The organism is Corallococcus sp. NCSPR001, from assembly GCF_017309135.1.
In the GTDB taxonomy this organism is placed as follows: Bacteria; Myxococcota; Myxococcia; order Myxococcales; family Myxococcaceae; genus Corallococcus.
This window is the reverse complement of sequence record NZ_JAFIMS010000002.1, coordinates 8,734,721-8,752,468: the sequence shown is the minus strand read 5'-3', so window position 1 is coordinate 8,752,468 and position 17,748 is coordinate 8,734,721. Positions and strand designations below refer to the sequence as shown.

At 70.7% G+C, this 17,748-nt stretch carries 16 protein-coding genes; 11 read left to right on the top strand and 5 right to left on the bottom strand.

The features are described from left to right. The first annotated feature begins 5 nt into the window (after positions 1 to 5). Together JYJ93_RS37235 and JYJ93_RS37230 are read left to right on the top strand one after the other, a co-directional pair. Complete coding sequence (locus JYJ93_RS37235; RefSeq protein ID WP_206799427.1) at positions 6 to 287, top strand: hypothetical protein; 282 nt, start codon at positions 6 to 8, stop codon at positions 285 to 287. Beyond that, complete coding sequence (locus JYJ93_RS37230) at positions 271 to 456, top strand: hypothetical protein (protein ID WP_206799426.1); 186 nt, start codon at positions 271 to 273, stop codon at positions 454 to 456. Before JYJ93_RS37235 ends, JYJ93_RS37230 begins: the two co-directional genes overlap by 17 nt. A gap of 32 nt (positions 457 to 488) precedes the next feature. Here JYJ93_RS37230 and JYJ93_RS37225 read toward each other — a convergent pair whose 3' ends face one another. Next, complete coding sequence (locus JYJ93_RS37225) at positions 489 to 1,688, bottom strand: ABC transporter substrate-binding protein (protein WP_206799425.1); 1,200 nt, start codon at positions 1,686 to 1,688, stop codon at positions 489 to 491. Positions 1,689 to 1,845: 157 nt separating this feature from the next. On the opposite strand from JYJ93_RS37225, the gene JYJ93_RS37220 reads away from it, so the two are divergent. The 8 genes from JYJ93_RS37220 to JYJ93_RS37185 are packed head-to-tail and all read left to right on the top strand — an operon-like array spanning position 1,846 to position 9,058. Then, positions 1,846 to 2,343 (top strand): SUF system Fe-S cluster assembly regulator, encoded by a 498-nt coding sequence (locus JYJ93_RS37220; RefSeq protein ID WP_206799424.1) that lies wholly within the window; start codon positions 1,846 to 1,848, stop codon positions 2,341 to 2,343. Continuing rightward, a complete protein-coding gene (gene sufB / locus JYJ93_RS37215) occupies positions 2,340 to 3,779 on the top strand; it encodes a Fe-S cluster assembly protein SufB (RefSeq protein WP_206799423.1) in 1,440 nt (479 codons plus the stop codon). Before JYJ93_RS37220 ends, sufB begins: the two co-directional genes overlap by 4 nt. Continuing rightward, complete coding sequence (gene sufC / locus JYJ93_RS37210) at positions 3,779 to 4,561, top strand: Fe-S cluster assembly ATPase SufC (protein WP_206799422.1); 783 nt, start codon at positions 3,779 to 3,781, stop codon at positions 4,559 to 4,561. The genes sufB and sufC overlap by 1 nt, the downstream gene beginning before the upstream one ends. Then, positions 4,558 to 5,868 carry a Fe-S cluster assembly protein SufD gene (gene sufD, locus JYJ93_RS37205; protein ID WP_206799421.1) on the top strand — a complete coding sequence of 437 codons (1,311 nt, stop codon included), beginning with the start codon at positions 4,558 to 4,560 and terminating at the stop codon, positions 5,866 to 5,868. The genes sufC and sufD overlap by 4 nt, the downstream gene beginning before the upstream one ends. Next, positions 5,865 to 7,094, top strand: a complete 1,230-nt coding sequence (locus tag JYJ93_RS37200) for a cysteine desulfurase (protein ID WP_206799419.1) — start codon at positions 5,865 to 5,867, stop codon at positions 7,092 to 7,094. Before sufD ends, JYJ93_RS37200 begins: the two co-directional genes overlap by 4 nt. Next, positions 7,091 to 7,543, top strand: a complete 453-nt coding sequence (sufU, locus tag JYJ93_RS37195; RefSeq protein WP_206799417.1) for a Fe-S cluster assembly sulfur transfer protein SufU — start codon at positions 7,091 to 7,093, stop codon at positions 7,541 to 7,543. Before JYJ93_RS37200 ends, sufU begins: the two co-directional genes overlap by 4 nt. Positions 7,544 to 7,552: 9 nt before the next feature. Further along, complete coding sequence (gene sufT / locus JYJ93_RS37190) at positions 7,553 to 8,104, top strand: putative Fe-S cluster assembly protein SufT (protein WP_206799415.1); 552 nt, start codon at positions 7,553 to 7,555, stop codon at positions 8,102 to 8,104. A gap of 33 nt (positions 8,105 to 8,137) precedes the next feature. Further along, on the top strand, positions 8,138 to 9,058 hold the full coding sequence (locus tag JYJ93_RS37185) for a hypothetical protein (protein ID WP_206799413.1): 921 nt from the start codon (positions 8,138 to 8,140) through the stop codon (positions 9,056 to 9,058). Here JYJ93_RS37185 and JYJ93_RS37180 read toward each other — a convergent pair. Then, positions 9,055 to 9,720, bottom strand: a complete 666-nt coding sequence (locus JYJ93_RS37180; protein ID WP_206799411.1) for a type 1 glutamine amidotransferase domain-containing protein — start codon at positions 9,718 to 9,720, stop codon at positions 9,055 to 9,057. The genes JYJ93_RS37185 and JYJ93_RS37180 overlap by 4 nt on opposite strands. A 217-nt stretch (positions 9,721 to 9,937) precedes the next feature. On the opposite strand from JYJ93_RS37180, the gene JYJ93_RS37175 reads away from it, so the two are divergent. Continuing rightward, entirely contained in the window at positions 9,938 to 11,065 is a 1,128-nt protein-coding gene (locus JYJ93_RS37175; RefSeq protein WP_206799409.1) for an isoaspartyl peptidase/L-asparaginase, read from the top strand. 61 nt (positions 11,066 to 11,126) lie between these two features. On the opposite strand, the gene JYJ93_RS37170 is transcribed toward JYJ93_RS37175, so the two are convergent. The 3 genes from JYJ93_RS37170 to JYJ93_RS37160 form a co-directional block, all read right to left on the bottom strand. Continuing rightward, positions 11,127 to 14,903 (bottom strand): tetratricopeptide repeat protein, encoded by a 3,777-nt coding sequence (locus JYJ93_RS37170; protein ID WP_206799407.1) that lies wholly within the window; start codon positions 14,901 to 14,903, stop codon positions 11,127 to 11,129. A gap of 85 nt (positions 14,904 to 14,988) precedes the next feature. Next, a complete protein-coding gene (locus tag JYJ93_RS37165; RefSeq protein WP_206799406.1) occupies positions 14,989 to 16,863 on the bottom strand; it encodes a serine/threonine-protein kinase in 1,875 nt (624 codons plus the stop codon). A 129-nt stretch (positions 16,864 to 16,992) separates the two neighbouring features. Next, positions 16,993 to 17,577, bottom strand: a complete 585-nt coding sequence (locus JYJ93_RS37160; RefSeq protein ID WP_206799405.1) for a GAF domain-containing protein — start codon at positions 17,575 to 17,577, stop codon at positions 16,993 to 16,995. Positions 17,578 to 17,748: the final 171 nt, after the last annotated feature.

Genomic DNA, 17,748 nt, shown 5'->3' with positions numbered 1-17,748 from the left:
GAGCGATGAAGCGTTTCAAGAACCCGGTCCTGGCCCTGTCCCTGAGCGTGGGCGCGCTGCTGTGGGCCCCGCAGGCCTTCGCCGGCGCCAGCTGCGAGCGCCGCTGCGCGGACGACAAGGCGAAGTTCGAGAAGGTCTGCAAGGAGAAGGCGAAGAACGCGGTCCCCTACTGCCTGAAGGTCGCCGGCCAGGCGCGCGACAAGTGCATGAACCAGTGCCGCAACGGCAAGAAGGGCGGCGGTGGTGACACGACGATGGAGGCGCCCGCGGATGAACACGCGCACTAGCCTGAAGAAGGCCCTCCAGCGGGGCCAGGCCATGTCGGAGTACGGCGTCATCACGGCGGCGTTCTTCGGCTTTACCGTGATGAGCTGGCCGTTCCTCGTCCAGCTGCTGCGCGCGCTCAGCACCTACTTCCAGTCCATCTACTACATCATCCAGTCGCCCATCCCCTGACGTCCCGGGGACGGGCGGCCGGACGGCGCGGCCTACGGCTTCACGGTGGTGACGAACACCGCCTTGCCGCCCTCCACCTTCATCACCACGGCCTGCTTCACCGCGTCGCGGTTGGCGTCCAGGTTGATGGTGCCCGCCACGCCCGGGAAGTCCTTCGTGGCCGCGATGGCGTCACGCAGCGCGGGGCCTGACGTGTCCGGCGCGCGCTTCATCGCATCCACCAGCAGGCGCGCGGCGTCGTACGCCAGCACCGCCACGCTGTCCGGCACGCTGCCGTAGGCGGACCTGTACTTCGTGAGGAAGTTCTGCACGACGGGGTCCGGGTTGTCCGGCGAGTAGTGGTTGGAGAAGTAGCTGCCCTCCAGCGCGGAGCCGCCCAATTCGTACAGCTTGTCGGAGTCCCAGCCGTCACCGCCCAGCAGCGGCACGCGCAGGCCCACCTCGCGCGCCTGCCTCGCGATGATGCCCACGTCCGTGTAGTAGCCCGGGACGAACACCGCCTCCGGCTTCATGTTCTTGATGGACGTCAGCTGCGCGCGGAAGTCCGTGTCGCCCTTGGAGTAGCTCTCGTTGCCGACGATGGTGCCGCCGAACTCCTTGAACTTCTGGTTGAAGACGTCCGCCAGCCCCACGGAGAAGGCGCTCTTGTTGTCCGTGAGCACCGCCACCTTGGACAGCTTCAGGTTCTCCCGCGCGAACTTCGCCATCACCAGGCCCTGGAACGGGTCGATGAAGCAGACGCGGAAGATGTAGTCGCCCTTCTTCGTCACCTCCGGGCTGGTGGAGGTGGGGGTGATCATGGGCACCTTCGCCGCCTGCGCCTTGTCCGCCATGGCCATGGACACGGACGACGCGGCCTCACCCAACAGCGCCACCACCTTGTCCTGCGCGATGAGCCTTGTCGCGGCCTGGGCGCCTTCCTCCGGGCGCCCCTGGCTGTCGTAGACGCGCACCACCAGCTTCTGGCCGCGCACGCCGCCCGAGGCGTTGGCCTCCTGGAGCGCCAGGTCGATGCCGTTGCGCGCGGAGATGCCGAAGGTGGCCTCGGAGCCGGTGAGGCTGCCCACCTCGCCAATGAGGATGCTGCCCGCCGGCGGAGGCCCTGGAGGCGCGGCGGTGGCGCTGCCCCCCTGCGTGGCGGGCGCGGGCGCGGGGGCCGGGGCGGACTTCTTCTCACAACCCGCCAGGGCCAGGGCCAGCGTGGTGAGCAGGAGGGGGAGGGAACGGCGCATCGGTAAGGCTCCTCGAGGGGGAGACGGACACGAAAAGCGGACGGCCCCACCCTAGCTCGTTGTGGCCTGATTTGAATGTGGACTGAACAGGTCCACATTACATAAGAGGCCGTCGCGGGCATCGGGCCCGCGGACAGCCCCGAGGAGACACCCACTCATGCTCCGGATGAGCAAGATGACCGACTACGGCATCGTGCTGATGACCGAGCTGGCGCGCGCGAACGGGGAAACCCGCACCACGCGAGAGCTGGCGGCGCGCACGCATGTCGCCCTTCCATCCGCGAGCAAGGTCCTGAAGGGCCTGTTGCAGGCGGGGCTGGTGGTATCGCACCGGGGCGCGAGCGGCGGCTATGGCCTGGCGCGTCCGGCGGAGGCCATCTCGCTGGCGGAGCTGGTGTCCGCGCTGGAGGGGCCGGTGTCCCTCACGGAGTGTGGCCAGCACCAGGGCAAGCCCGCCGGGCCCTGTGAGTTGGAGTCCGTCTGCCAGGTGCGGGGCCACTGGCGCCTGATCAATCAAGCCATCCAGGAAGCGCTGGGGAAGCTGACGCTCGCGGACCTGCGCGCGCCCGCGCCTCGCATGCCGGAGCGGCTGGTGGGCCTGGGCCTGCCAACGTCCGTCAGCGCGCCTGCTTCCGTCACGGGAGTCCGCTCATGAGCACCACCGAAACCATCCAGGAGCTCACCCGCAAGGGCTACCAGGCGGGGTTCGTCACCCAGGTGGAGGCGGACACGCTGCCGCCCGGCCTGGACGAGGACGTCATCCGCGTCCTGTCCGCGAAGAAGAACGAGCCGGCCTTCATGCTGGAGTGGCGCCTGAAGGCATACCGCCACTGGCTCACGCTGAAGGAGCCCTCGTGGCAGGCGGTGAAGTACCACCCCATCGACTACCAGGCCATCCGCTACTACTCGGCGCCGAAGCAGAAGCCGAAGAAGGACAGCCTGTCGGAGGTGGACCCCGAGATCCTCCGCACCTACGAGAAGCTGGGCATCCCGCTGGAGGAGCAGAAGCGCCTGCAGAACGTCGCGGTGGACGCCGTCTTCGACTCCGTGTCGGTGGCCACCACGTTCCGGGAGAAGCTCTACAAGGCGGGCGTCATCTTCTGCTCGTTCTCCGAAGCGGTGCGCGAGCACCCGGAGCTGGTGGAGCGCTACCTGGGCACGGTGGTGCCCTTCTCCGACAACTTCTTCGCGGCGCTCAACTCCGCGGTCTTCAGCGACGGCTCGTTCTGCTACGTGCCCAAGGGCGTGAAGTGCCCCATGGAGCTGTCCACGTACTTCCGCATCAACGCGGCGGACACGGGCCAGTTCGAGCGCACGCTGCTCATCGCGGATGAAGGCGCCTCCGTGAGCTACCTGGAGGGGTGCACCGCGCCCATGCGCGACACCAACCAGCTGCACGCGGCGGTGGTGGAGCTGGTGGCGCTGGACGGCGCGTCCATCAAGTACAGCACGGTGCAGAACTGGTACCCGGGCGACGCGGAAGGACGCGGCGGCATCTACAACTTCGTCACCAAGCGCGGCATCGCGCACCAGCGCGCCAAGATTTCGTGGACCCAGGTGGAGACGGGTTCGGCGATTACGTGGAAGTACCCCAGCGTCATCCTCAAGGGGGATGACTCGGTGGGCGAGTTCTACTCGGTGGCGCTCACCAACCACCGGCAGCAGGCGGACACGGGCACGAAGATGGTGCACATCGGGAAGAACACCCGGTCCACCATCGTGTCCAAGGGCATCTCCGCCGGCCGCGGGCAGAACACGTACCGGGGCCTGGTGAAGGTGCTCAAGAGCGCGGCGAACGCACGCAACTACACGCAGTGCGATTCGCTCCTGCTGGGCGACAAGTGCGGCGCCCACACGCTGCCGTACATCGAGGTGAAGAACGCGACCGCGCAGGTGGAGCACGAGGCGTCCACGTCGAAGATTGGCGAGGACCAACTCTTCTACTGCCGGCAGCGCGGCATCTCGCAGGAGGACGCGGTGTCGATGATCGTGAACGGCTTCTGCCGGCAGGTCTTCAAGGAGCTGCCCATGGAGTTCGCCGTGGAGGCGCAGAAGCTCTTGGGCGTGAGCCTGGAAGGGAGCGTGGGGTGATGGCGTCGCTGTTGAGCATCCAGGACCTGCATGCCCGCGTGGGCGGCAAGGACATCCTGAAGGGCATCAACCTGGAGGTCGGTGCCGGTGAAGTGCACGCCATCATGGGGCCCAACGGCTCCGGCAAGAGCACGCTCGCGGGCGTGCTGGCGGGGCGTGAGACGTACGAGGTGACGAAGGGCACCGTCCTGTTCGACGGCAAGGACCTGCTGGGCACGCCGCCGGAGGAGCGCGCCAAGGCGGGCGTGTTCCTGGGGTTCCAGTACCCGGTGGAGATTCCCGGCGTGGGCAACCTGCACTTCCTGCGCACGGCGCTCAACGCGCAGCGCCGCGCCAAGGGTGAGGAAGAGCTGGACGCGATGGACTTCCTCTCCCTGGCCAAGGAGAAGGCGAAGCTCGTGCAACTGGACGCGGCGTTCATGAACCGCTCCGTGAACGAGGGCTTCTCCGGCGGAGAGAAGAAGCGCAACGAGATCTTCCAGATGGCGGTGCTCCAGCCCCGGCTGGCGCTGCTGGACGAGACGGACTCGGGCCTGGACATCGATGCGCTGCGCATCGTGGCGGGCGGGGTGAACGCGCTGCGCGCGAAGGACCGCGCCATGGTGGTGATCACCCACTACCAGCGGCTCCTGGACTACATCGTGCCGGACCACGTGCACGTGATGTCGGCGGGCCGCATCGTGCGCTCGGGCGGACGCGAGCTGGCGCTGGAGCTGGAGGAGAAGGGCTACGGCTGGATTGGCGCGGAGGGCGCCGGCAAGGCGAAGGAGGCCCGGCCATGAGCGCGTCCCACTACGTGGAGGTGGCCCGGGCCTTCCAGGCGCGCGGAGACGCCCCCGCGTGGCTCCAGGCGCTGCGTGAGGAGGGCCTGAGCCAGTTCCAGGCGCGCGGCCTGCCCACGTCCAAGGACGAGGAGTGGAAGTACACGCCCGTCTCCACGCTGTCGTCGCATCCGTTCCAGCCCGTGCGGGACGTGCCCATGGGCGAGGACGTGGCCCAGGCGGTGGCGCGGCTGGCGCTGCCCGGCCCCCGGCTCGTGTTCGTGGACGGGCGATTCGTGCCGGCGCTGTCGGTGCTCGCGGGCCTGCCGCGCGGCGTGGTGCTCAAGCCGCTGTCGCAGGCGCTGCGCGAGGACGGGGCGCTGCTCCAGGAGACGCTGGGCCAGTTCTCCCGGCCGTCCGCGCATGCCTTCACGTCGCTCAACGCGGCGCTGCTGGAGGAAGGCGCGCTGCTCACGCTCGCGCCCCGGGCCTTGAGTGAGGTGCCGGTGCAGTTGCTGTTCCTCGCGCGCGGCGGCGACGGGCCGGTGCTGGCCAGCCCGCGCATCGTCGTGGTGGCGGGCGAGGGCAGCGAGGCCACGCTGGTGGAGACGTACGCGGGCCTGGGCTCGGGCGCGACGTTCACCAACGCGGTGACGGAGGTGCAGCTGGGGGACAACGCCAGCCTGCGCCACTTCAAGCTCCAGGCGGAGGGTGACACCGCGCTGCACCTGGGCGGGCTGTATTCGCGGCAGGGGCGTGACAGCCGCTTCCAGTCGCACGCGTTCTCCTTCGGTGGGCTGCTCTCTCGCAATGAAGTGCACGCGGCCTTCGCGGGCGAGGGCGGCGAGTGCGTGCTCAACGGCCTGTTCGTGGGCCGGGGCACGCAGCACCTGGACAACCGCACGGACCTGGACCACGCGGTGCCGCACTGCTCCAGCCGCGAGCTCTACAAGGGCGTGCTGGACGACCGCGCGCGCGGCACCTTCCACGGGAAGATCCGCGTGCGCGAGGACGCGCAGAAGACGGACGCCAGCCAGCAGAGCCGCAACCTGCTGCTCTCCGAGGGCGCGCAGGTGGACGCCCGGCCGCAGTTGGAAATCTTCGCGGACGACGTGAAGTGCGCCCACGGCACGGCGGTGGGCCGGTTGGATGACAACGCGCTGTTCTACCTGCGCTCGCGCGGCATCCCCAAGGTGGATGCGGAGCGGATGCTGACGCAGGCCTTCGCCAGTGAGCTGGTGCGCGCGGTGCCGGAGGGGCCGGTGCGCGCGCGGGTGGAGGCGTTGCTCGCGGAGAAGCTGCCGGGGACGGCGGAGGTGATGGGATGAGCGGTCCTGGATTCGACCTCGCGCGGGTTCGCGCGGATTTCCCCATCCTCCGGCAGGAGGTGCGGGGCCGGCCGCTGGTGTACCTGGACAGCGCCGCCACCGGGCAGAAGCCGCAGGCGGTGCTGGACGCCATCACGCGCTACTACACGCACGACAACGCCAACGTGCACCGCGGCGTGCACATCCTCTCCGAGCGCGCCACGCAGGCCTTCGAGGACGCGCGCGAAACGGTGCGCCGCTTCATCCACGCCAAGGACGTGCGCGAGGTCATCTTCGTGCGCGGCACCACGGAGGCCATCAACCTGGTGGCCGCCACCTACGGCCGCAAGCACGTGGGCCCGGGCGACGAGGTGCTCATCTCCGCCATGGAGCACCACTCCAACATCGTGCCCTGGCAGATGGTGTGCGACGCGGCGGGCGCGAAGCTGCGCGTGATTCCCGTGGACGAGCGCGGCGAGCTGCGCATGGATACCGTGGACGCGCTGCTCACGGAGAAGACGCGCCTGCTGGCGATTACGCACGTGTCCAACGCGCTGGGCTCCGTGAACCCCATCAAGGAGCTGGTGGCGAAGGCGCACGCGAAGAACATCCCGGTGCTGGTGGACGGGGCGCAGTCGGTGACGCACTTCCCGGTGGACGTGCAGGACCTGGGCTGTGACTTCTACGCCTTCAGCGGGCACAAGCTCTTCGGGCCCACGGGCATCGGCGTGCTGTACGGCAAGCTGGCCATGCTGGAGTCGCTGCCGCCGTACCAGGGCGGCGGGGACATGATCCTCTCCGTGACGATGGAGAAGACCGTCTACAACCGCGTGCCGCACCGCTTCGAGGCGGGCACGCCGGACATGGCGGGCGCGGTGGGGCTGGCCGCGGCCATCCGGTACCTGGAAGCGGTGGGCATGCAGAACGTGTCCCAGCACGACCAGTGGCTGCTCGCGTACGCGACGGACGCGCTCCAGTCCGTGCCGGGGCTCAAGCTGGTGGGCACGGCGCCGCGGAAGACGGGTGTGCTGTCCTTCACGCTGGAGGACGTCCACCCGCACGACGTGGGCACCATCCTGGACCAGGAGGGCGTCTGCATCCGCACCGGGCACCACTGCGCCCAGCCGCTGATGCAGCGCTTCGGGGTGGCGGCCACGGCCAGGGCGTCGCTGGCGCTCTACAACACGCGTGAGGACGTGGACGCGCTGGTGAAGGGCCTGCACAAGGTGAAGGAGGTGTTCGCGTGAGCTCGGACCTCAAGGACCTGTACCAGGAGGTCGTGCTGGAGCACTCCAAGCGCCCGCGCAACTTCCGGGTGGTGGAGGGCGCCACCTGCGCGGCGGAGGGCCACAACCCGCTGTGCGGCGACCAGCTCTCCGTGACGCTCAAGCTGGAGGACGGCGTCATCCGCGACATCGGCTTCCAGGGCCAGGGGTGCGCCATCTCCAAGGCGTCCGCGTCGCTGATGACGGGCGCGGTGAAGGACAAGACCCGGGAAGAGGCGCAGGCGCTCTTCGAGCGCGTGCACACGCTGGTGACCGAAGGGCCGGACAAGGTGGACGTGGAGTCGCTGGGCAAGCTCGCGGTGCTGTCGGGCGTGAGCGAGTTCCCGGCCCGGGTGAAGTGCGCGAGCCTGGCGTGGCACACGCTGAACGCGGCGCTGGACGGCCGCTCCACGTCGGTGTCGACGGAGTAGGGAGGGGTCATGCGAGGCGCGATGACGGTCATCGAGCGCGACGTGGACGCGATGCTCATCCCCAGCGGGGACAAGGTGTTGCTGCCGGCGGGCTCGGAGTTGACGGTGGTGCAGACGCTGGGCGGCAACGTCACGGTGCAGGACCCGTACGGCCAGCTGTTCCGCATCGACGAGAAGAACGCGGACGTGCTGGGCGAGGAGTACGCCGCCAAGGCGAAGACGCCGGATGAGGGCGTCACGCCCGGTGAGTTTCACGAGGAGCAGGTCTGGGAGCAGCTCCGCACGGTCTACGACCCGGAGATCCCGGTGAACATCGTGGAGCTGGGGCTGGTGTACACGTGCAAGGCCACGCCGCTGGACGAGGGCGGCCAGCGCGTGGACATCGAGATGACCCTCACGGCGCCCGGCTGCGGCATGGGCCAGGTGCTGGTGGAGGACGTGCGCTCCAAGGTTTCCGCGCTGCCCGGCGTGAAGGAGGCGAACGTGGAGCTCGTCTGGGAGCCGCAGTGGGACCAGAGCCGCATGACGGACGTCGCGCGGCTCCAGCTGGGCTGGATGTGAAATCCCCGGGCGGGTGCTCTAGGGTACCCGCCCATGATGACCGTCCTGGGGGGCCTCCTGTGGGTGCTCGCGGCCACTCCCGTCGCGAAGCCGCAGGGGGAGAGGGAGGCGGCCCTGGAGGCCGTGAAGACGGGCGACGAGAATGCGCGCAAGGACGCCTACGCCACGCTGTGGAAGCGAGGCGTGCGCGTGTCGATTCCGCGTGCCGCCTCGGAGCCTTTCGCTTTGCAGGGGCCCGGAGCTCTCGCCTGTCCAAGCCCGCTCTGGGCCCGGCTCACCCGGCGCGTCGATGAAGGCAACGGCGGGAGCACCGAACGGGCGGTCGTGGCGTTCGCGCGGGCCAGGGACTCGCTGCCTCCAGCGGAGGAGGTGCTGGACCTGCCTCCCCATGTTCCCGCCGTCCTCCTGAGTGAGACAGGCTGGGAGACCAGGCGGCACTGCGACGTCGGAGGTTTCGCGGATCCGAACAGCAAGGGCTTCGAACGGCACCCCGCCGTGCGCAAGGCACTCCAGGCGTGTTGCGCGGGGATGCAGGGCTGCCTCGGTGAGGGCTGGACGCAGGACATGGACTGCTCCGAGAAGACCCTCGATGCAATGAATCAGGCCCGCGAGCAACACCGTGCCTCGGCATCGAACACCCTCACCGCGCGGCTGAAGCAGTGTCTTCCCACGAAGGACAAGGTCGGCCCCGGGCAGGATCCGTGCGCGCTGGCGGACAGCCCTCGGTGCAGCCGCTATCAGGCGTGCCTGAAGAAGGTGTCCGATGATTCCCTCGCGCGGGGCACCGACGCGCTCGACGCGGAGTTGGCGCTGTGGCTGGAGTCGGACATCCGCGCCTGCGCGGAGAGCCACCGCCAGGGCCGCGCCTGCACGCTCATCGTCGTGGACCCATGCCAGGGCCGCGTGGGCTACCGCTGCTCGGACGAAGTCGTCCGGGAGCTCCAGGTCCCCTAGATCAGGGCCTTGCGCCCGCGAGCGACCAGGCCCAGCGTGGCCGCGGCGGCGAGCCCACCCGCGAGCCACCGGGGCCAGCGCGGCGCGGCTTCCGCCGTGGAGCGGCGGGCGATGGCGGGCGACATGCGCTCCGCGAAGAGTTCCACCATGGCGTGCTCGAAGGCGAGCAGGTCGTGGGGCCCACGGCTGGACACCCAGTTGCCGTCGCGCACCACGGGCTCGTCCGTCCAGTGCGCGCCCGCGTTCTCCATGTCGTTGCGGATGCCCGGCCAGGACGTCAGATGGCGGCCCTCCAGCAGCCCCGCCGACGCGAGCAGCCACGGCCCGTGGCAGATGACCGCGATGGGCTGGTCCAGGAGGTCCGCGTCCTTCACGAAGTCCAGCGCCAGGGCGCTTTGCCGCAGGAAGTCCGGGTTCATGAAGCCGCCGGGCAGCAGCAGCGCGTCGAAGTCCGCGGCCTTCACGTCGCGCAGCGTCGCGTCCACGCGCACCTTGCGGCCGGGCACCAGCAGGTTCATGCCCCGGATGCGGCCCTTGTGGAGGGAGACAATGGTGACGTGCGCGCCCTCTCGCTCCAGGCGCTTCACCGGCCGCGTCAGCTCCACCTGCTCGAAGCCATCCGCCGCCAGCACGGCCACCTTCATCCCCTTCAGCTTCTTCATTGCCCCGTCCTCCCGATGTCCTGATGTCCGGGCCTGCCCTACAACCCGAACCTGCACGGTGCACATGCCCTTTCGGGAGGGGAAGCGGAGGGCAGGCGGGCAGGCAGGGGCTCGGGGTGATGCCTTCTCGCGGGCTGCCGCGGCGCGGCACACGGCGGCGCTGGACGCCTTGGGGGAACAGCTTTACGACCTGGGTTCTCTTCTGGAGGCGCACGGCATGTCCCCCTCGTTCCCTTCCCGGATGCACCGCGGCCTGCTCGCCAGCACGGCGCTGCTCCTGGCGCCGCTGGGCTGCGCCACGTCATCGCAGGTGGGCGCCGCGCGTGACGAGGCGGCCCTGCGCACGGACGCGCCGCCGCGCGTGAAGCCGAAGTGGGGGCTGGTCATCCACGGCGGCGCGGGAGTGATTTCACGCGAGAACCTGACCCCGGAGCGCGAGGCCGCGATGCGCGCCGTGCTCACCGAGGCGCTCCAGGCAGGGCACGCGGTGCTGGCGAAGGGCGGCCGCAGCATGGACGCGGTGACGGCGGCCATCCGCGTGATGGAGGACTCGCCGTACTTCAACGCCGGCAAGGGCGCGGTGTTCAACCACGACGGCGTGAACGAACTGGACGCGGCGGTGATGGACGGCAAGACGCGCATGGCCGGCGCGGTGGCCGGTGTCCATCACATCCAGAACCCCATCGACCTGGCGCGGAGGGTGATGGAGAAGTCGCCGCACGTGATGATGGTGGGTGACGGGGCGGAGGCCTTCGCGAAGTCGCAGGGCATGCCCCTGGTGGACGCGAAGTACTTCTACACGGAGGAGCGCTGGCAGGGCCTCCAGCGCGCGCTGGAGCAGGAGAAGGCGAAGGAAGCTCCGCCCGCGGAACAGGGGCAGCCCGGCTCATCGCTGACGCCGGGCGTGGACCCCATCACGGGGGACCACAAGTTCGGCACGGTGGGCGCGGTGGCGTTGGACATGGACGGCAACCTCGCGGCGGGCACGTCCACGGGCGGCATGACCAACAAGCGCTTCGGCCGGGTGGGGGACGCGCCCATCATCGGCGCGGGCACCTACGCGGATGAACACTGCGCCGTGTCCGCCACGGGCCACGGTGAGTTCTTCATCCGCTACACGGTGGCGCGCGACATCTGCGCCCGCGTCGAGTACCAGGACCTGCCGCTCCCGGAGGCCGCCAACCACGTCATCCACGACGTGCTGGTGAAGGCCGGCGGCGAGGGCGGCGTCATCGCCATGGACCGCCAGGGCCACGTGGCCATGCCCTTCAACTCCAGCGGCATGTACCGCGGCTACATCGGCGAGGACGGCACGCCCACCGTCGCCATCTTCCAGCAGCCCTAGGCGGGCAACCGGGCCGACTTCCGCGCACCACTGAGCGGGTGCGCGGAAACCGGCTCCAGGACTACTGCTTCACGAGGAACAGCTCGCGCACCTGGAGCAGGTCCACGTCACCGGCGAAGCCCGAGAACTTCTCGTACTCCGCCGGCGTGACGCGGGCGCGGGGCATGTTGAACGACTCCGAGATGCTCAGCGTCCGCCCGTCCTGCTTCTCCGACCGGGTGAAGTGGCCGAACTGACTGTCCACCTTCAGGCCCGTCTGCGGGTCGCTGAGCTTCCAGCCCTGGGGCAGGGTGAGCGCGACGTTGGTGCGGCTGGCCTCCGTGTCGTCGATGTAGAGCGGCGTGGTGCGCGTGGACAGCTGCACGTAGCGCCGGCCCAGCAGCGCGGGGAAGGTGACGGGGCCCAGCGCCATGCGGCCGTCGCCCTCCATGCGCCCGAAGCGCGGCACGGTGAACGCGTAGCGCAGCACGAAGGGCGCGCCCACCACCTCCTGGCGCTCCAGCTTCACGGACGACAGCTCCGCGCCGCCGAAGTAGCGCGCCACCGCGCCCTGCAGCGCCTGGTTGCGGCTCTCCGCGGAGAGCTGCTCGAAGGCCTCCGCGATTTGCGCGGCCTCGAAGCCGGAGTAGACCTCCTCGCCCTGGCCCTTGAGGCTGCCGTCCGCGCCCAGCTCCAGCGTGAGCTTCACGTCCTTGCCCGCGCGCGGCTTGAGCGGCGGCGTCTTCACCTTCTGCAGGGGCTTGCCGGGCTCCGGCAGCAGGTACGCCTCGCGCTCGCCCATGGCGGTCTCCGGCAGCTCGCCGAAGGGGCCGTAGCGCACGGACGTGTCAATCCACACCGGCTCTTCCCCCGGGACCTCCACGCGCAGCGCCGCGTAGGGCAGGAGCGCGTCCGCCGGGAAGAGGTACGGCGCGGGGTCGGTGTTGAAGGTGCGGATGGCCGCGACGCGCGACGGGATGCCCAGCGTCTCCAGGCCCGCCTTCATCACGGTGAGCCGGCTGCCGCGGTCCTGCGCCACTGTGGATGCCGCGGACTGCGCCAGGCTCGCGTCGCGGCCGGAGAAGCGCTTCATCACCGCCGCGTGCAGCGCCTTCACCGCGTCCAGGCCCTTCTTGCCCTCCGTGGCCTGGCGCGCGAACGCCTCCACCTCCGAGGTGCGGATCCACCGGTCCTGGAACGCGTCGCCGTACACGCGCGCCAGCCCGTCGTTGCCCGTCTCGCCCGCGCCCACCATCACGAAGGGCAGGTACTCGTTACCGGAGGGCGGCGCGTCCGGCTCCGGGATGAACGGCGGCACGCGGCGCGCGTCGTAGTGGAACACCTCCACGTCGCCCTTCACCTCCGGCGGCGGCGCCTTCATGCCGTGCGCGTCCACCTTCATGCCGCTGCCCTTGGGGGCGACGACGGTGTACGTGCTCCACGCGTTCGGCTGATTGGCGATTTGAAAATAGAACGCGGACGCGGTGAAGCCCGGCTGCGCGGGGCCGCGGTCGCTTTCGGGCAAGAGGTACTCCACCTCCACGGAGTCACCGACCTGCACGCCGGGCAGGCTCATGGTGTCCTTGCCCTCGATGTTCTCCGGCTCCAGCACGCGGCCGTCGGCCTTGAGCGTGCGCAGCGCCAGCACCTGGGCGCCGCGGGGGATGTTCACCTCCGCGATCTCCTGCACGCCGGACTGCTCCAGCGCCTTCTGGATGGTGTGGATGCGGTTGACGAGCGAGCCGTCCGGGTAGACCTGCACCGCCGCCGCGTCCAGCACGAACGCCGCCGCGCTGCCGCCCGTCACGGGCGCCGCCTCGTAGGCCTTCAGCGCCTCCTTGCCGTCGATGGCGTAGGCGGCCAGCAGCTCCTTGCCCGTCTTCGCTCGCTCCACCGCGCGGCGCAGCGGCAGGTCCGTGCCGTCCAGCTTCAGCGCCTGCTCGCGCAGCTTCAGCGCCTCCTGTCCCTGTCCCGCGTACTCGCGCACGTCCGCCAGCCGCTTGAGGATTTCAGCGTTGCGCGGCCACACGGTGGCCAGCGTCTGGAGCACCTTCGCCGCGTCGTCGTAGCGGCGCTGGCTCACGTAGACGCCAGAGAGCGCCGCCGCGGTGGTGAGGTTGTCCGGGTCCTGCGACAGCAGCTGCGTGTAGCCCTTCGCCGCGCCGTCCAGGTCGCCGCGCGTGCGCAGGTGGTCCACCCGCCGCGCGTCCGCGCCGGGGCAGCCCTCCTGGGCCTTCACCAACTCGTCGGTGCGGGCCACGGCGTCGCGCCGGCGCGCCAGCGAGTACTGCAACCCCAGCGCCTCGCACAGGCCCGGCTGGGCCTCCAGCGCCGAGGCCAGGGCCACCTCCGCCTGCGCGTCCACGTCCAGCGCCAGCGCGGCGCGGGCCATGAGGATGTGCACCGGGAAGCCCGCGGGCTTCACCGCGTCGCGCGCCGTCTTCAGCGTGTCCAGCGCGGTGGCCGGCTGGCCGTCATCCAGGAAGAGGTCCGCGCGCAACAGCAGCGCGGCCACGTTGCCCGGGTCCTTCGCCAGCGCCGCCTCCAGGTCACGCGTGGCCCGGCCTCGCGCCACCTTGGACGGGATGCCCCGGTCCTGCGCGGCCTGCTCCGCGCGCAGGGTGAGCAGCGCGGGCGTCGTCGCCTCCAGCTTCGCCATCAGCCGGTGCGTGCCGTCCAGGTCGCGCGCCAGTCCGTCGCGCACCGCGAGGAAGGTGCTCAGCGTCTCGCCGGCCTCGCCCTGGAGCGCCTGGGCCACGTCCTCCGCGCCCGGGTACATGTCCGGGACCTCCACCTCGCCCGGGGCGCTCGCGTTCCAGCGCGGCGCGGGCCCGGTGGCGGCGGTGAGGCGCACGCCGGAGGGACTCCCGTCCGCCTTCACCAGCGCGAAGGAGAGGCCGCCCTGCGTGTTGTCGCGGGACATCTTCACCACGAAGCGGTGCTTGCCGGCGGGCAGCTCCATCGCGCGCACGCTCACCGTGGACGCGGTGCGCGCCCAGTCGCGGCGCTCCAGCACGGGGGCGCCGTCCATCAGCACGCGGTGCGACGTCTGGCTCACCGTGCGCAGCACGTACACGCCGGCTTGCGCCACCTCCGCGTCGATGCCCAGCGCGTACATGTCCCCGTGGCCGGGCTCGCCGCCCAGGTCCAGCCGGCCGTCCGGCGAGCGCAGCGTGCGCACCGACAGCGGGCCGTACGCGCCCGTGAAGGGGCCCGCGAAGGAGCCGTCCTTCTCCGGCGCGATGGGCTCGTCGATGGCCAGCACGTGGAAGGGGGAGAAGGGGCCCACCAGCGTGGCCTCGCCCGCGCCGCCCAGGTCCTTGAGCGTCTGGGCCTGGGTGGCCGTGTCCGCGCGCAGGCTCGCCACGGACAGGCGCGCGGCGCGCAGCAGGTAGGCCGTCTCACCCCGGGCGCCCGCGGCGAGCCCCGCGTCCACGCCCTTGAGGATGGTGTCGTCCTCCGCGCGCGAGGTGCCCACGCGGTCCAGCACGTAGCGCGCGGCGATGACGGCCACCGGGTGGCGGGGCGCGCGCTTCACCAGCTCCAGCGACGCGGCGAGCGCGCGGTCGGACTGGCCATTGCGCCGGGCCAGCAGCGCCTGCCCCTGCAGGGCGTACGGGTCGCCCGGGTCCTTCTTCACGGCGGCGTCGAAGCGCTCCTGCGCGAGCTTCACGTCGCCCGCGACGAGGTACGCGTGGAAGCCCGCGAACGCGAGCGTGCGCGCCTCCGCGTCACCCTGGCCGGCCCGCTCTGCGGCGGTTTCGAGCACGTGGGGCGCGACGACGGAGGAGGGCCGGGGGCAGCCGGTGAGGCCGGCGACGAGGGCGAGCGCGGTCAGGCCGCTGCGGAAGGTGCGCATAGGGGAGCCGAGGGATAATGCAATCCCCCCGGAGAGGCCATATTCCCCTTGAGGCACATGTCCGGGACCGGCCCGGCTTTGTCCCCTAGCGGCGCTTCGGGGCGGGCTTGGCGGGGGCCTTGGCGGCCGGGCGCTTGGGCGCGGGCGGCGGCGGGGCGGGCTTCTTGGCCACCACCGCCTTCGCCGGCACCGTGTTGGCGGCCACCGTGCGGGGCGGCGCCTGCGGGACCATGACCACCGGCGTGGCCGGGGTTTCCGTCGCGGGCGCCGGCTTGTCCACCGTGTAGGTGAGCCCCTCGACGGTGCAGGTGCCCTCGATGCAGCCGATGGCCGGCACGGGGGGCTCGCCGAAGTGGGCCTGCCAGTCCGGGCCCAGGTTCAGCGGCTCCGCGATGGGGCGCTGGTCCTTGCCCTGGCCGACGAAGGCCTGCATCACGCCGTCCTCGGTGACGAACAGCTCCAGCCGCACGTCGCCCTCCGGGGACACGAGGCCCAGCATGGCGCCGCCGCGCTCGCCCAGGGACCACTCCAGGGTCAGCGGCGCGCCCGCGCCGTGGTGCACGAGCGTGACGTAGCGGCCGTCCCGGCCCATCAGCCCCAGCGAGGCCACCGGCTCCGGCGGCGGACCGTCCCAGAGCTCCTTCAGGCGGCGCTTCCACGTGGCCGGCGGCGCTTCGGCGCGCACGCGCGCGGTCAGCCGGGCCACACCGCCCACCATCCCCAGGACATCCACGCGCGCGCGGCCCACGCGCGACGCCGCGTCGTCATCCACGGGCGGGAAGACGAGGGCCTTGTTCTCGAAGTTCAGCGTCCGGCCGGCCACCAGCATCTGCGGCAGGTCCGGGCCATCTCCCATGGTGACGCGGCGCTTGTCCGGGGTGACGTCCTCCACCCGGCCCGGGCCGTTGCGCGGCGTGTCCCGCAGCGCCTGGTCCATGATGGCCTTGCCGGGGAGCGGCGGCTGGACGCGCACCTGCCCGCTGCGGTTGTACGCCACGCCCAGCACGCCCACCGCGGCCAGCACAGTCACCCCGGCGGCCGTCTGCGCCGTCACGCGCGCGGCGCGGCGCATGGAGGCCTTCGCCCGCTGCCAGCGCGTCAGCCGCAGGGGCGGCATGGACAGCAGGCTCCCGGGGACCAGCGGCTCCAGGTCCGCGATGAGCGCCGTGACGGACGGATAGCGCTCGTCCGGATCCGGCTTGAGGCACCGCATCACGATGGCGTCCACGCGCGCGTCCAGGCCCGGGCGCTTGCGCGACGGCGGATCGAAGGTGCCCAGCGGCACCTCGCCGGTGAAGGTCTCGTAGAGGATGACGCCCAGGGAGAAGATGTCCGCTCTCGCGTCCGCGCTCTTCGCGTCCACGCGCTGCTCGGGCGCCATGTACGAGATGGTGCCCATGGACACGTGCGTGGACGTGAGCGCGAAGCGCGACGCCGCGGACGCGTCATCCAGGAAGGACGCCAGCCCGAAGTCGGACACCTTCGCGATGCCGCCGGCCTGCTGATCCAGCAGGATGTTCTCCGGCTTCAGGTCGCGGTGGATGACGCCCCGGCCGTGCGCGTACTCGATGGCCCGGCAGATCTCGAGCATCCGGCGCAGGAGCACCGGCGTCTCCATGGACGGGTTGCGCATGAGCTCGCGCAGGGACGGCCCGTCCACGAACTCCATCACCAGGTAATAGGTGTTGTCCGTCTTCCCCTTGTCGACGATGGCGACGACGTGGGGGTGGCTCAGCGTCGCCAGCGCCGCGGCTTCCTTCTGGAAGCGCGCGATGAACGACGGGTCCTTGGCCAGATCCGGATTCAGCAGCTTCACCGCGACCGTGCGGCCGAGCGACAGCTGGGTGGCCTTGTGGACCTCTCCCATGCCGCCAGCGCCGACGAGCTTCTCCAGGCGGTAGCCGCTGACGAGATCAGGAGGCCGGGAACGACTGATGGCGGTGGGCTCGAACGAGGACATGGGCGGGGAACAGGGCGGCGAGGGTAGCAGAAACGGGGCGCCGCGTTACCGCTCCCCAGCTGCCCTTCCGGCCCCCTCCCGCCCGCCGGGGGGGCGGGCGGCCATGACCCGGCCGGCTCCGGTGTCGGCTCAGGTGTCCCCGGCGACGGGGCGCAGCACGCTGGTGAGGTTGGTGCGCACCTGGGACAGCGAGGAGCGCATGTTCGCGTGCCGCACCGACGCGCCAATGGCCCGCGCCAGCGACTTGAGCAGCGAAATCTCCTCCGGGCGCCACAGGCGGGCCTGGTGGCAGTCCTCGAACGCCACGAAGCCCCACCACTGCTTGGCCGGGACGATGGGGCACAGCAGCACGGACTGCACGCCCTGGCGCTCCAGCAGCTCGCGCATCATCGGCGGCGCTTCCTTGGTGGTGCAGGAGACCACCATCTGCGCCTCCAGCATGTCCGTCCACGCCATGGCGTAGTCGCGCATGGGCAGCGCGCGCAGCACCGGGTGCGCCAGCGGGGACACCACCCCCGGCTCCGCCCAGGCGTAGCGCAGGTCCGTCATGAACCGGCCCGCCAGGTTCGTGGTGCGGTTCTCGAAGAGGCACGCGCGGTCCACCTTCAGCGGCCGGGCCACCATGCCCAGTGCATCCGAACCGGTGGCCGGGCACAGGCCCTTGTCCAGCAGCAACCGCGACGCTTCGGACACCTTCGTGAACGCTTCCACCATGACCGTCTCGCTTGAAGGGGGGGAGGGGGACACCCCTTCCTGTCGTGGATGAGCTGTCATCCACACATGTCCTGTTATGCGCGATTCCTCTGTTCCTGTCAAATGGTGGTTTTACTGGAAACCCAAGAAGAAGAGAGGTGCGGTGTGACCTGGGGCTGGAAACGCGAACAG

Coding starts and splice junctions, on each gene's coding strand:
- JYJ93_RS37235 (WP_206799427.1), top strand. CDS start 6: ATGAAGCGTTTCAAGAACCCGGTCCTGGCCCTGTCCCTGAGCGTGGGC.
- JYJ93_RS37230 (WP_206799426.1), top strand. CDS start 271: ATGAACACGCGCACTAGCCTGAAGAAGGCCCTCCAGCGGGGCCAGGCC.
- JYJ93_RS37225 (WP_206799425.1), bottom strand. CDS start 1,688: ATGCGCCGTTCCCTCCCCCTCCTGCTCACCACGCTGGCCCTGGCCCTG.
- JYJ93_RS37220 (WP_206799424.1), top strand. CDS start 1,846: ATGCTCCGGATGAGCAAGATGACCGACTACGGCATCGTGCTGATGACC.
- sufB (WP_206799423.1), top strand. CDS start 2,340: ATGAGCACCACCGAAACCATCCAGGAGCTCACCCGCAAGGGCTACCAG.
- sufC (WP_206799422.1), top strand. CDS start 3,779: ATGGCGTCGCTGTTGAGCATCCAGGACCTGCATGCCCGCGTGGGCGGC.
- sufD (WP_206799421.1), top strand. CDS start 4,558: ATGAGCGCGTCCCACTACGTGGAGGTGGCCCGGGCCTTCCAGGCGCGC.
- JYJ93_RS37200 (WP_206799419.1), top strand. CDS start 5,865: ATGAGCGGTCCTGGATTCGACCTCGCGCGGGTTCGCGCGGATTTCCCC.
- sufT (WP_206799415.1), top strand. CDS start 7,553: ATGCGAGGCGCGATGACGGTCATCGAGCGCGACGTGGACGCGATGCTC.
- JYJ93_RS37185 (WP_206799413.1), top strand. CDS start 8,138: ATGATGACCGTCCTGGGGGGCCTCCTGTGGGTGCTCGCGGCCACTCCC.
- JYJ93_RS37180 (WP_206799411.1), bottom strand. CDS start 9,720: ATGAAGAAGCTGAAGGGGATGAAGGTGGCCGTGCTGGCGGCGGATGGC.
- JYJ93_RS37175 (WP_206799409.1), top strand. CDS start 9,938: ATGTCCCCCTCGTTCCCTTCCCGGATGCACCGCGGCCTGCTCGCCAGC.
- JYJ93_RS37170 (WP_206799407.1), bottom strand. CDS start 14,903: ATGCGCACCTTCCGCAGCGGCCTGACCGCGCTCGCCCTCGTCGCCGGC.
- JYJ93_RS37165 (WP_206799406.1), bottom strand. CDS start 16,863: ATGTCCTCGTTCGAGCCCACCGCCATCAGTCGTTCCCGGCCTCCTGAT.
- JYJ93_RS37160 (WP_206799405.1), bottom strand. CDS start 17,577: ATGGTGGAAGCGTTCACGAAGGTGTCCGAAGCGTCGCGGTTGCTGCTG.